This is a genomic window from Streptomyces fradiae ATCC 10745 = DSM 40063, assembly GCF_008704425.1.
GTDB lineage: Bacteria > Actinomycetota > Actinomycetes > Streptomycetales > Streptomycetaceae > Streptomyces > Streptomyces fradiae.
The window spans coordinates 532,380-545,300 of record NZ_CP023696.1; the positions used below are offsets into that span (position 1 = coordinate 532,380).

9 protein-coding genes are annotated in these 12,921 nt (G+C 73.2%); 4 read left to right on the plus strand and 5 right to left on the minus strand.

Going from position 1 to position 12,921, the window contains the following annotated elements:
- Window positions 1–4: 4 nt before the first annotated feature.
- From CP974_RS02305 to CP974_RS02315, 3 genes are read right to left on the minus strand one after another with little or no spacing between them, the layout of a single operon-like run.
- Complete coding sequence (locus CP974_RS02305) at window positions 5–835, minus strand: carbohydrate ABC transporter permease (protein WP_031133307.1); 831 nt, start codon at window positions 833–835, stop codon at window positions 5–7.
- Window positions 832–1,809 carry a carbohydrate ABC transporter permease gene (locus CP974_RS02310; protein ID WP_373276704.1) on the minus strand — a complete coding sequence of 326 codons (978 nt, stop codon included), beginning with the start codon at window positions 1,807–1,809 and terminating at the stop codon, window positions 832–834. Before CP974_RS02310 ends, CP974_RS02305 begins: the two co-directional genes overlap by 4 nt.
- 4 nt (window positions 1,810–1,813) lie before the next feature.
- Window positions 1,814–3,103, minus strand: coding sequence for an extracellular solute-binding protein (locus tag CP974_RS02315; RefSeq protein ID WP_031133311.1), 1,290 nt, complete (start codon window positions 3,101–3,103; stop codon window positions 1,814–1,816).
- A gap of 372 nt (window positions 3,104–3,475) precedes the next feature.
- Here CP974_RS02315 and CP974_RS02325 point away from each other — a divergent pair, with 372 nt between their 5' ends.
- The 4 genes from CP974_RS02325 (at window position 3,476) to CP974_RS02340 (ending at window position 10,232) form a co-directional block, all read left to right on the plus strand.
- A complete protein-coding gene (locus tag CP974_RS02325) occupies window positions 3,476–4,489 on the plus strand; it encodes a LacI family DNA-binding transcriptional regulator (RefSeq protein ID WP_031133313.1) in 1,014 nt (337 codons plus the stop codon).
- Window positions 4,490–4,498: 9 nt separating this feature from the next.
- Window positions 4,499–6,718 (plus strand): glycoside hydrolase family 3 N-terminal domain-containing protein, encoded by a 2,220-nt coding sequence (locus CP974_RS02330; protein ID WP_031133315.1) that lies wholly within the window; start codon window positions 4,499–4,501, stop codon window positions 6,716–6,718.
- Window positions 6,715–8,157 (plus strand): glycoside hydrolase family 43 protein, encoded by a 1,443-nt coding sequence (locus tag CP974_RS02335; protein ID WP_031133317.1) that lies wholly within the window; start codon window positions 6,715–6,717, stop codon window positions 8,155–8,157. The genes CP974_RS02330 and CP974_RS02335 overlap by 4 nt, the downstream gene beginning before the upstream one ends.
- A 638-nt stretch (window positions 8,158–8,795) precedes the next feature.
- Window positions 8,796–10,232, plus strand: a complete 1,437-nt coding sequence (locus CP974_RS02340) for an endo-1,4-beta-xylanase (protein WP_031133319.1) — start codon at window positions 8,796–8,798, stop codon at window positions 10,230–10,232.
- A 138-nt stretch (window positions 10,233–10,370) separates the two neighbouring features.
- On the opposite strand, the gene araD is transcribed toward CP974_RS02340, so the two are convergent.
- Both araD and araA read right to left on the minus strand, forming a co-directional pair.
- A complete protein-coding gene (araD, locus tag CP974_RS02345) occupies window positions 10,371–11,084 on the minus strand; it encodes an L-ribulose-5-phosphate 4-epimerase AraD (RefSeq protein WP_031133321.1) in 714 nt (237 codons plus the stop codon).
- 64 nt (window positions 11,085–11,148) lie between these two features.
- Window positions 11,149–12,684, minus strand: a complete 1,536-nt coding sequence (gene araA, locus CP974_RS02350) for an L-arabinose isomerase (protein WP_031136657.1) — start codon at window positions 12,682–12,684, stop codon at window positions 11,149–11,151.
- Window positions 12,685–12,921 lie beyond the last annotated feature (237 nt).

The window sequence follows — 12,921 nt, forward strand, 5'->3', positions numbered from 1 at the left end:
CGTGTCAGCCCTTGGTGGCGCCCGCGGTGAGGCCGCCGATCAGCTGGCGCTCGGCGACGGCGTAGAAGGCGAGCGCGGGGACCATGGCGAGCACGACGTACGCCAGGACGAGCGCGTAGTCGGTCGAGTACTGGCCCTGGAACTGCTGGACGCCGACCGGGATCGTCTGCCACTCCGGGCCGGTGAACACCAGCAGCGGCAGGAAGAAGTTGTTCCAGCTCGCGACGACCGCCAGCACCGAGACCGTGCCGAGGGCCGGACGGGCCATCGGCAGCAGGATCGTCCAGAAGAAGCGGAACCTGCCGCAGCCGTCCATGACGGCGGCCTCCTCGATCTCCGCCGGGATGGTCCGGAAGAAGCCGCGCAGGATGACGATCGTCATGGGGAGCCCGAAGGCGGCCTGCGGGAGGATCACCCCGAGCGGGTTGTCGAGCAGCCCGAAGGTGCGCAGCATGAGGAACAGCGGCAGGACGGCCACCGTGAACGGGAACATCAGCCCGATCGTGAACAGCGCGTAGAACAGCTCCCTGCCCCGGAAGGCGTAGCGGGCCAGCACAAACGCCGCCATCGCGGCGGCCCCCACCGTGCAGCACGCCGTGCCGACCGCGATGAGCGTGCTGTTGGCGATCTGCCGCCAGAACATCGCGTCGCCGAGGATGCCGGTGTAGTTGCCGATCTTCCACCGCGCCGGGAGCCCGAACGGGTTCGTCGTCAGCTCACCGGTGCTCTTGAACCCGGAGACCACCGCGTAGACCAGCGGCACGGCGACGAACGCGCCGATCAGCCAGACCACGGCGTGCAGCGAGAGGCCGCGCACCGCCCGGCGGGCGTTCACCGGCCGCCCCCCGTGGTGACGGCCCCGCTCAGGTCGCGGCGGAGCACGTACCGCTGGTAGAGGAGGGAGAAGACCAGGCTGATCATGAACAGCACCACGCTGATCGCGCTGGCGTAGCCGACCTGGTACCGCTTGAAGCCGAACTGGAACATCGCGATCGCCATCGTCTCGGAGGAGTGGTTGGGCCCGCCCGCCGTCATGACCCAGACGAGGTCGAAGAGCTGGATGGACCCGATGATCGACAGGAAGACGCTGATCCGGATCGTCGGGCCGAGCAGCGGCAGCGTCACGTGCCGGAAGCGCTGCCAGGCGCCGGCGCCGTCGAGGGAGGCGGCTTCGAGGACCTCGGCCGGGATGCCCTGCAGTCCGGCGAGGAAGAGCATCATGTGGAAGCCGAAGTACTTCCAGACCATGACCGTGAAGAGGGTCGGCATGACGGTCGAGGGGTCGGCGAGCCACCGCCCCCGCAGCCCCTCCAGGCCCAGGAGGCCGGCGAGGTGGTCGGCCATCCCGGCGCCGGGCAGGAAGATCATCGTGAAGAGGACCGCCGTGACCACCTCGGAGAGGATGTACGGCGCGAAGAAGAGCGTCCGGTAGACGGCCCGGCCCCGCAGCCGCTGGTTCAGCAGGACCGCCGTGAGCAGCGCGAACGGCAGCTGCACCGTGACCGACAGGACGATCAGGTACAGCCCGCGCCCCAGATCGCCGAGGAAGACCTCGTCGCCGAAGAGCCTGGTGTAGTTCCCGAAGCCGGCGAAGTCGTCCATGGGGCCGATCCCGCCCCAGGTGAAGAAGCCGGTGTAGACGGCGACGGCGATCGGGGCGAGGACGAACACGCAGAAGAGGACCAGGGCCGGGAGGAGGAACCAGGCCAGGGAGACCCAGTCCGCCCCACCGCGCGGGAGCCGCCGGACCGGGGCTGGCGGGCGCGCCGGCACGGCCTCGCGCGTCCGCTCCGCCGTCGGGGTGGACACGGGGCTAGGCACTCTTCGCGGCCTCGGTGATCGACGCGGTGACCTCCCGGGGCGTCTTCCTGCCCGCGATGAGGTCGGCGACGCTGTCGTTGACCTCCTGGCCGACCGCCGGCGGGTAGGCCTGGTCGAGGAAGAGCTGGAAGCCGGTCGCCCTGACCAGGCTGTCGGCCACGAGCCTCCGGTCGGGGTCGGTGAGCCCGCTCTCCGCGCCCTTGACCACCGGCAGGTAGCCGCCCGAGGCCAGCAGCTTGGACTGGTTGTCCAGCACGAAGAACCTCAGGAAGTCCAGCGCCTCCTTCGGGGCGCCCTTGCGCAGGGCGAATCCGTTGCCGCCGCCGAAGACCTCGGTGACCCGGCCCGCGCCGCCGTCGACCGTCGGGAAGGGGAAGAAGCCCAGGTCGGCTCCGAGGCCGGCGCCCGCGTCCTGCTGCACCGACGGCCCCCACTGCCCCATCAGCTCCATGGCGGCCTTGCCGTTGCCCATGGTCGCGGCCTGTCCGCCGGGGGTGGAGTAGCCGGCCCCCAGAAAGCCCGTCTGGAACGGCCGGAGGTCGGCCAGCTCCTTGAGGTGCTCCCCCGCCCGTACGAAGCCCGGGCCGGTGAAGTCCCCGGTGGCCGCGGCCTGCCGCAGCGCGGGGAGGCCGGCGACGCGCATCGCGAGGTAGGCCCAGTAGTAGTGGCCCGGCCACTTCTCCTTGCCCGCGAGGGCGATCGGGGTGACGCCCGCCGCCTTGAGCTTCCCGACGGCCTCCAGGAACCCGGCCCAGGTGGCCGGCGGGGCGGTGATGCCGGCCCTGGCGAAGAGCCTCTTGTTGTACCAGAACCCGACCATGCCGATGTCGTACGGCACCGCGTAGGTCCGGCGGTCGAACCGGTACGCCTCCAGGGAGACCGGGGTGAGCCGGGACGACCAGTCGAGCACGTCGGTGAGGTCCTCCACCAGCCCCGCGTCGACCTGCTGCCGCAGCACGCCGCCGCCCCAGGTCTGGAAGACGTCGGGGAGCCGGCCCGAGGACGTGGTGGCGGTCAGCTTGGACTTGAACGCCTCGTTCTCCAGCGAGGTCGTCTTGATCACGACGTCCGGGCGGGCGGCCGTGAACGCGGCGGAGATCTCGGGGAAGAGGGACCTGCCCGGTTCCGTCGTGGCGATGTTCCACCAGGCGAGGGACACCTTGCCGTCGGCCGCCCCGCCGTCGGACCCGCCGGATCCGCAGGCCGCGGTCAGGGAGACGGACAGGGCGGTCAAGCCCGAGAGCGCCAGGAAGCTTCGCCGGCTCGGGAGGGTGCTGGCCATGGGACCTCCGGGGTGGGGGAATACCGGTGGACGCCGGCTCGATCCTCGAAAAGGTTTCGAAACTCTCTCGGAACCGGCGCTGCCACAACCTAGGAAGGCGGGGCCTGGCGGTCAAGGGCTCGCGTCGAACTGTTCTCTCCCTCCACGGTGTTGGTGGGCTTGACAAGCAGGCAGGACCGCCCGGAAACTCGGCGAAAGTTTTGCGATACCTGTCGCCGGCCGAAGGCGGGCGGGGCCCCGGCCCGGTCCGGGTCCGCGCCCCGGTCCGAGTCGTGGTCCGAGCCCCGGTCCGAGTCGTGGTCCGAGCCCTGGCCTGGTCCGAGCCGCAGTCCGAGTCAGCGTCCGCGTTCGCGTCCGCACGGAGGAGAGCAGTTGAGCGAGCAGCGCCCGACCCTGGCCGTCATCGCCGCGGAGGCGGGGGTCTCCCAAGCCACCGTGTCGAAGGTGATCAACGGCCGCTCCGATGTCGCGCCCTCGACACGCGAGCGGATCGAGGAACTGCTGCGGGCCCGCAACTACCTCCCGCCCGGCCGGCAGGGCAGGGCCCGCAGATCGGGTCTCGTCGACCTGATCATCGGCGGTCTGGACAGCGCGTGGGCGGTGGAGATCCTGCGCGGCGTCGAGGCCGAGTGCGCCCGGCGGAGCGTCGGCACCGTCGTGTCGCTCGTCCCGCCGGGCGAGGCCGCGCCGTCGGGCTGGCCCGCGCTGCCGGCCCTGCACCAGAGCGACGGCGTCATCCTCGTCACCGCCTCGGTCACCCAGGCCCAGCGCGCCCAGGTCGAACGGACCGGGGCGGCGCTGGTCGTCATCGACCCGATCGACCTGCCGGGCGGCGGCGTGCCGAGCATCGGGGCGACCAACTGGGCCGGCGGCCTCGCCGCCACCGAGCACCTGCTGGAGCTGGGGCACCGCCGGATCGCCGCGATCGGCGGGCGGAAGGAGATGCTCTGCAGCCAGGCCCGCGTCGACGGCTACCGGGCCGCGCTGGAGCGGGCCGGGATCGAGGTCGACCGCGACCTGATCCGCTTCGGGGACTTCCAGCACGAAGGCGGCTTCCGGTGCGCCCGGGAGCTGCTCGCCCTCCCCGAGCCGCCGACCGCCGTCTTCGCCGGCAGCGACCAGCAGGCGATGGGCGTCTACGAAGCCGCCCGGCAGGCCGGACTGAGCGTTCCGCGGGACCTCAGCGTGGTCGGCTTCGACGACCTGCCGATGTGCGACTGGCTGTCGCCGCCGCTGACGACGGTGCGTCAGCCGCTGGAGGAGATGGGCCGTGTCGCCGCCCGCACGCTGTTCCAGCTTCTGGAGGGCCAGGCCCTCGTCAGCCCCCGGGTGGAGCTCTCGACCGAGCTGAAGGTCCGCCTCTCCACCGCCCCGCCTCGTCCCTAGGAGACCCCCTTGAACGAGCCCTGGCGCGACCCCCTCCTGCCCGCTTCCGCGCGTGTCGCCGATCTGCTGCGCCGTATGACGCTGGAGGAGAAGGCGGGGCAGCTCGTCGGCTTCTGGGCGCTGCCCTCGGACCCCGGAGCGCCCGTCGCGCCGATGGAGGACGACTCCGGCGAGCCGGCGCCCGGCCTCGACGACATCGCCGCCCACGGGCTCGGCCAGCTCACCCGGGTGTACGGCACCGCCGCGGTCAGCGCGGAGGCCGGGATGGAGCGGCTCGCCTCGCTCCAGCGGCAGGTCGTCGCTTCCGGCCGGTTCGGCATCCCGGCGGTCGCCCACGAGGAGTGCCTGACCGGGTTCATGACGTTCGGGGCGACGGTCTTCCCCGGACCGCTCGCCTGGGGGGCGTCCTTCGATCCCGGGCTCGTGCGCCGGATGGCCGCCGCCATCGGCGCCGGGATGCGGCGGGCCGGCGTCCACCAGGGGCTGGCCCCGGTGCTCGACGTGGTCCGCGACTACCGGTGGGGCAGGACCGAGGAGTGCATCGGCGAGGACCCCTATCTCGTCGGAGCGATCGGCACCGCCTACGTGCAGGGCCTGGAGGGCGCCGGCGTCGTGGCGACGCTCAAGCACTTCGCCGGGTACTCGGCCTCGCGCGGCGGCCGGAACATGGCCCCCGTCGCCGCGGGCCCGCGCGAGTTCGCCGACGTGCTGGTCGAGCCCTTCGTACGGGCGCTGCGCGAGGGGGGCGCCCGGTCGGTGATGAACAGCTACACGGACGTGGACGGCGTCCCCTCGGCCGCCGACGAGCGGCTGCTGACCGGACTGCTCCGGGACGAGCTGGGGTTCGGCGGTGTCGTCGTCGCCGACTACTACGCCGTCTCCTTCCTGGAGACCCGGCACGGCGTCGCGGGGTCGCGCGGCGCTGCGGGCGCGCTGGCGCTGGCCGCCGGGATCGACGTCGAGCTGCCCACGGCCCGCTGCTACGGCGAGCCGCTGACCGCACTCGTGCGCTCGGGGGCCGTCGAGGAGGCGCTGGTCGACCGGGCCGCGGAGCGGGTGCTGCTGCAGAAGGCCGAACTCGGCCTGCTCGACCCGGACTGGGAGCCCGTCGAGCCCGAGCCGGTCGACCTCGACCCGCCGGAGAACCGGGCACTGGCCAGACTGCTGGCCGAGCGGTCCACCGTGCTGCTCGCCAACGACGGCCTCCTGCCGCTGCGGCCCTGCCGCGTCGCGGTCAGCGGGCCGTACGCCGACGACCCCCAGTCCTTCCTCGGCTGCTACTCCTTCCCCAACCACGTCGCGCTGCCCGGCGATCCCGGGCTGGAGATCCCGACGCTCGGCGAGGCGCTGGAGGCAGCCGGGTTCACGGTCACCGCGGACGACCCCGACGTGCACGTGCTGGTACTCGGTGACCGGGCCGGCCTGTTCGGCCGGGGGACCTCGGGAGAGGGCTGCGACGCCGAGACCCTCGACCTGCCCGGCGACCAGGCCGCCCTGGCCTCCGCCGTGCTCGACTCCGGAGTGCCGACCGTCCTGGTCGTCGTCTCCGGGCGGCCGTACGCGCTCGGCTCGCTGGCCGGGCGGGCCTCGGCCGTGCTCCAGGCATTCTTCCCCGGGGAGGAGGGCGGGACGGCGCTGGCCCGGATCATCGGCGGGGCCGCCGAGCCGTCCGGTCGGCTGCCCGTCTCCCTCCCCCGCCGCGCCGGCGGCCAGCCCGGCACCTACCTGCACTCCCGGCTCGGCGGGCGCACCGACTGGAGCTCGGTGGACCCCACGCCGCTGTTCCCCTTCGGGCACGGGCTGAGCTGGACCCGCTTCTCCTACGAGGGGCTGTCGGTGGACCCCGCCGCGCCGACGGACGGGACCGTCGCGGTCTCGGCCACCGTACGCAACGTCGGCGAGGTGGCGGGGACGGAGGTGGTCCAGCTGTACCTCTCGGACCCCGAGGCGTCCGTCGTCCGGCCGCGGCGGTGGCTCGCCGGGTTCGGCCGGGTCGAGCTGCGGCCGGGCGCGGCCGCCCGGGTGACCTTCTCCGTCCACGCCGACCGGACCTCGTTCACCGGGCTCGACCTGCGCAGGAGGGTGGAGCCGGGGGAGATCGGCGTGGCCGTGGGGCGCTCCAGCGGCGATCTGCCGCTGCGGGGCTCCTTCACCCTGCACGGCCCCGTCCGCCACCCGGCGGCCGACCGGGTGCTGTCCGTTCCGGTCGAGATCGTGCCGGTCCCGTGAGCGCGCCGTTCGGTGAGCCCGTGCTGCCCGGGTTCCGGCCCGACCCGTCCGTCTGCCGGGTGGGGGCCGACTACTACCTGGTGACGTCCAGCTTCGAGTGGTTCCCGGGCCTTCCCGTGTTCCAGAGCCGCGACCTCGTCCACTGGCGGCGCGTCGGCTCCGCGCTCGACCGGCCGTCGCAGCTCGACCTGGACGGGTGCGCGCCCTCGCGCGGACTGTTCGCCCCGACGATCCGCCACCATGACGGGGTCTTCCACCTCGTCTGCACGCTGATGGACGGCCCCGGCCACTTCGTCGTCACGGCGACCGACCCGGCGGGGCCGTGGTCGGAGCCGCACTGGCTGGAGGGCGAGGGCTTCGACCCGTCGCTGTTCTTCGACGACGGCCCCACCGGCGACGGCCGGGCCTGGTTCACCGCGACCCGGGTGCTGGACGAGGCAGCCGGCCGGACCGAGATCTGGATGCGCGAGTACCTCCCCGGCGAACGGCGGCTCACGGGCCCGGAGCACGTCCTGTGGTCGGGGAGCCGCCCGGGCGCCCGGTGGTCGGAGGCCCCGCACCTCTACCGGATCGGCGACGGCTACCTGCTGCTCACCGCCGAGGGGGGCACCGCCGAGGACCACAGCGTGGTCGCCGCCCGCGCCGAGCACGTCACCGGCCCCTACGAGGGGGCTCCCGGCAATCCGCTGCTGCCGCCCGCCGAGGGCCCGGTCACCTGCACCGGCCACGCCGACCTGGTACGGACCCCGCACGGCGACTGGCGGGCCGTCCTCCTGGGCGTGCGTCCGGGCTCCGCCCTCGGCCGCGAGACCTTCCTCGCCCGGGTCGCCTGGGACGACGGCTGGCCGGTCTTCTCCCCCGTCGCCCACACGGCCCCGCGCCGCCCCCTGCACGACGACTTCGCCACCCTGTCCGCGGACTGGAGCACCCTGCGCACCCCGCGCACGCGGTTCTGGACGACCGGCGACGGGCTCCGCCTCCGGCTCCGCCCGGAACGCCTGGGCGAACGCGCCGTCCCCTCCCTCCTGGCCCGCCCCCAGGAGCAGCCCGACTGCGACGTCTCCACCGAACTGCGCTTCACCGCCGCCGCACCGGGCGAGCAGGCCGGTCTGGCCGTGGTCCTCGACGACGACGCCCACCTCCTCCTGCTGCGCACCGCGGAGGGCCTCAGCCTCCAGCGCGGGCCGGACGTCCTGGCCCGCGTCGCGCTCCCCCCGGGCCCCGTCCGGCTGGGGGTCCGCGTCCGCGGCCTCACCCACACCTTCGCCCACGCGGCGCCCGACGGGGACTGGCGGGACCTGGCCACCGTCGAGGCCGGCTTCCTCACCCCGCTGTTCACCAGCGTCCAGCACGGCCTCTACGCCACCTCCAACGGCCGCCCGTCCGGCAACCACGCCCACTTCCCGTGGTTCCACGTCGGGTATCCGAGCCGGCGGTGACCGGGAGAAGCACCGCCGAGCGGTCGGGTGCCCGCGCGGATCGCGAGCGCGGCCACGCTCCCGGATTTCCGCGGCCGGCCACTCGGAATTGACGCGTGACCGGCCCCGCGGAGACACCTTCCCGCGGAAAGCATCCGCTCGCGGGGATTGTCCCGGAGCGGTCCTCGGTCACGCGCGGGGGAAACGGCCGGAAGTGGCGGACGCTTTCGGTCGCCCCCTCCCCCGGCCCGCCCGGCGGAGAGGGTGCCGGAAGCCCGGTGCGCGGGACGGCGGGGAATGCCGCGCGGGGACCCGGTTTCGCCCCGGGCCGCACTGTCCACGCAGACCAGGGGCGCTCGCATTCGGTCACCTTTCGATGGGGGCGTCCTTCCGGAATGCCGTGCCGGATCTCCGCGGAGAGGTGACCTCGTCGAAACACCTTCGAAACTCTTGACATGTCCCTGCGGTGTTTCCAGACTGAATCCCGAGGCGGCTCCGCTCCTTTTCCCGGCGCGCCACGGCGCCGGCCGTGGATTTCTTTCCGTCCTGGCGATACGCGCCTTTCCCCCGTGGACACCGGCACCGCGGAGACGGAACGCTCCCGCCGCGCTCGGACTTCCTCGCTCCTTTCACTCCTTCCGCCCAGGAAAGGCTCGCCCATGCGTTCACCCACCCTTTTCCCGCCCGCCGTCCGGCGGAAAGCCGGCGGCCTGTACGCGGCGCTGATCGTCACCGCTCTCGCCGCCACGTCCGTGCTGACGGCGCCGCCGGCCGCGCAGGCGGCCGAGACCACGCTCGGCGCCGCGGCGAAGCAGAGCGGCCGGTACTTCGGCACCGCCATCGCCTCGGGGAGGCTCAACGACTCGACGTACACGACGATCGCGAGCCGCGAGTTCGACTCGGTGACGGCCGAGAACGAGATGAAGATCGACGCCACCGAGCCCCAGCAGGGCCGGTTCGACTTCAGCGCCGGTGACCGCGTCTACGACTGGGCGGTCCGCAACGGCAAGCAGGTACGCGGCCACACCCTGGCCTGGCACTCCCAGCAGCCCGGATGGATGCAGCAGCTCAGCGGCGGCGCGCTGCGCCAGGCCATGATCAACCACATCAACGGCGTCATGGGCCACTACAAGGGCAAGATCAGCCAGTGGGACGTCGTGAACGAGGCCTTCGCCGACGGCAGCTCGGGCGCCCGGCGCGACTCCAACCTGCAGCGCACCGGCAACGACTGGATCGAGGTCGCCTTCCGCACCGCACGCGCCGCCGACCCGTCCGCCAAGCTCTGCTACAACGACTACAACGTCGAGAACTGGACCTGGGCCAAGACCCAGGCCATGTACGCCATGGTCCGGGACTTCAAGCAGCGGGGCGTGCCCATCGACTGCGTCGGCTTCCAGGCGCACTTCAACAACGGCAGCCCCTACCACAGCAACTTCCGCACCACCCTCCAGAACTTCGCGGCCCTCGGCGTCGACGTGGCCGTCACCGAACTCGACATCCAGGGCGCCTCGCCCGCCACGTACGCCGACGTGACCGACGACTGCCTGGCCGTCCCGCGCTGCCTCGGCATCACCGTCTGGGGGGTGCGCGACACCGACTCCTGGCGGGCGGAGCACACCCCGCTGCTGTTCAACGGCGACGGCAGCAAGAAGCCCGCCTACGCCGCCGTGCTCAACGCGCTCAACGCCGGCTCCTCCACGCCGACCCCGCCCCCCGGCACCGGGCCGGTCAGGGGAGTCGCCTCGGGCCGCTGCCTGGACGTGCCCGGCGCCGCCACGGCCGACGGGACCCAGGTCCAGCTGTGGGACTGCAACAACCGCGCCAACCAGCAGTGGACCCTCACCGCCGCGGGTGAGCTCAGGGTCTACGGCGACAAGTGCCTGGACGCCGCCGGCACCGGGAGCGGCGCCAAGGTCCAGATCTACAGCTGCTGGGGCGGCGACAACCAGAAGTGGCGCCTGAACTCCGACGGTTCCATCGTCGGCGTCCAGTCGGGCCTCTGCCTCGACGCCGCCGCCGGCGGCACCGCCAACGGCACGATGATCCAGCTCTACTCGTGCTGGAACGGCGGCAACCAGCGGTGGACCCGCACCTGACCCGCCCCGGCGGGATGAGGGGAGCCGGGGTCGTCCCGGCTCCCCTTCGTCGTGGTCCCTCGTGGTCCCCTGCGTCGTGGTCCTCTGCGTCGTGGCCTGCCGCGTCGTGGCCTGCCGCGTCCGCCTGCCGCGTCGTCGTCAGGCGGAGGGAGGGTTGCCGTAGTAGGCGCCGGGGCCGTGCTTGCGTGTGAAGTGGCGGTCCAGGACGTGCCGCGGCGGTTCGACGGCACCCAGGGCGATGGTGTGGAGGGCCATCTCGGCGATCGCCTCGCAGACGACGGCGTGCTCCAGGGACGCGGTGGCGTCGGCCCCCCAGGTGAAGGGGCCGTGGTGGGCGACCAGGGCCCCGGGGACCTCCCTGGCCCGGGTGTCGTCGCGGCCCAGCAGGTCCACGATGACCTGGCCGGTGTGGTACTCGTAGCCCTCGGCGCACTGCTGGGGGGTGAGGGCCTCGGTGACGGGGACGGGGCCGTTGAAGGTGTCCGCGTGGGTCGTGCCGAGCACCGGTATCGGACGCCGGGCCTGGGCGAAGGCGACGGCGTGGGTGGAGTGCGTGTGGGTCACGCCTCCGATGGACGGGAAGGCCAGGTAGAGGCTCCGGTGCGTCTCCGTGTCGGTGGACGGCCGCAGGCGGCCCTCCACGACGCTCCCGTCGGCCAGGGAGACGACGACCAGGTCCTCCTCGCCCAGCACGTCGTAGGCCACACCCGACGGCTTGATGACGAAGACGCCGGCCTGCCGGTCCACACCGCTCACGTTGCCCCACGTGAGGGTGGCCAGGCCGGCCCGGGGGATGCGGAGGTTGGCCTCCAGCACCTCTCGGCGCAGTTCCTTGGAGACGGCGGTGTTCACGAGGGGGGCTCCGTCCTGGTGGGGGTGGAGGGGGCGGTGGGGGCGGTGGGGGTGGAGGGGGTGCTCACAGGCTCTGGGCCAGCCGGTGGTACGCCTGGCCCCAGCGCAGCTCGCGCGTGAAGCGGCGGATGGTGGTGTCCTCGTCGATGACGGCGAGTTCGGTCCGCAGCATCTCGGCGAGGTCTTCGAGCTCCTCGCCGCCCAGCGCGGTGGTCAGGACGGTGTGGTGCGGTGCTCCGGCGGTGAGCCACGCCTCGGTGGAGGTGCGCAGGTCGGGGCGGGGCCGCCAGACGGCCCGGGCGACGGGGAGCCGGGGCAGCGGCTCGGGCGGGCCGACGACGTCGACGCGGTTGGCGACGAGGCGGAACCGGTCGCCCATGTCGGCGAGTCCGACGACGACGGCCTCACCGGGGTCCGCGTCGAAGACGAGGCGGACCGGGTCCTCGCGCCCGCCGATGCCGAGCGGATGGATCTCGCAGCTCGGCGTCGCCGTCGTGAGGGAGGGGCAGACCTCCAGCATGTGGGCGCCGAGGATGAGTTCCCGGCCGGGTGCGAGGTCGTAGGTGTAGTCCTCCATGAAGGAGGTGCCGCCCGGCAGGCCGTGTGCCATCGCCTTCAGGGTGCGCAGGAGGGCGGAGGTCTTCCAGTCCCCCTCGCCTCCGAAGCCGTAGCCGTCCGCCATCAGGCGCTGCACGGCGATTCCGGGCAGCTGGCGCAGGCCGCCGAGGTCCTCGAAGTTGGTGGTGAAGGCGCGAAAGCCCCCTGCGGTGAGGAACGTCCGCAGACCGGCCTCGACGCGGGCGGCGTAGCGCAGGGAGCCGTGGCGCTCGCCGCCCGCCACCAGCTCGGGGGCGAGGGTGTACAGGTCCTGGTACTCCTCGACGAGGGCGGAGACGGCCCTCTCGGGTGCGGCCTCGACCGCGGCGACGAGGTCGTTGACGCCGTAGGTGTTGACCGAGACCCCGAACCGCAGCTGCGCCTCGACCTTGTCCCCCTCGGTGACGGCGACGTCGCGCATGTTGTCACCGAACCGGGCGAGCCTGAGGGTGGCGAGCTCGGACCGGCCGACGGCGGCGCGGGCCCATCCGGCGACGCGGTCGACGACGCCGGGGGTGGACACGTGACCGGCCACGGTCTTGCGGGCGACGCCCAGGCGGGTCTGCACGAAGCCGAACTCGCGGTCGCCGTGGGCGGCCTGGTTCAGGTTCATGAAGTCCATGTCGATGGTGGACCAGGGCAGCCGGAGGTTGGCCTGGGTGTGCAGGTGGAGCAGGGGCTTGCTCAGGGCGTCGAGGCCGGCGATCCACATCTTGGCCGGGGAGAAGGTGTGCATCCAGGCGATCACGCCGATGCAGCGGTCGTCGGCGCCCGCCTCCAGGCAGATCCTCCGGATGGCCGCCGCGTCGGTCAGGACCGGCTTCCACACCAGGCGGACGGTGATCTGCGGATGACGGGCGAGGGTGTCGCGGATGGCGCGGGACTGGTCGGCGACCTGGGCCAGGGTGTCGTCGCCGTAGAGGGCCTGGCTGCCGGTGAGGAACCAGATCTCACGGTCGGGCCGGTCGGGCTGGTCGGGCTGGTCGGGCTGGTCGGGCGTCATGTCGGGGTGCGCTCCTCGGATGTGCGGGACGGGGGCGGAGAGGTCGGGGGGGAAGGGGCCGGGCGGGGCTGGCGCCCGGGCGGCGGGCGGTGGTTCGGGTCGGCCGGCGACGGCACCCTGCCGGTCGGCGGCGGCGCCTTCGTCGAGGGGCGGGCGGCGGGCGGTCGACCGGCGACGGCCGTGGATCGGTGACGGCCGTGGATCGGTGACGGCCGTGCATCGGTGACGGTCCGTCGA

Excerpts from the sequence above, each read along its gene's own strand:
- araA (WP_031136657.1), bottom strand. The coding sequence starts at position 12,684 with ATGACGCCCGACCAGCCCGACCAGCCCGACCAGCCCGACCGGCCCGAC.
- CP974_RS02315 (WP_031133311.1), bottom strand. The coding sequence starts at position 3,103 with ATGGCCAGCACCCTCCCGAGCCGGCGAAGCTTCCTGGCGCTCTCGGGC.
- CP974_RS02340 (WP_031133319.1), top strand. The coding sequence starts at position 8,796 with ATGCGTTCACCCACCCTTTTCCCGCCCGCCGTCCGGCGGAAAGCCGGC.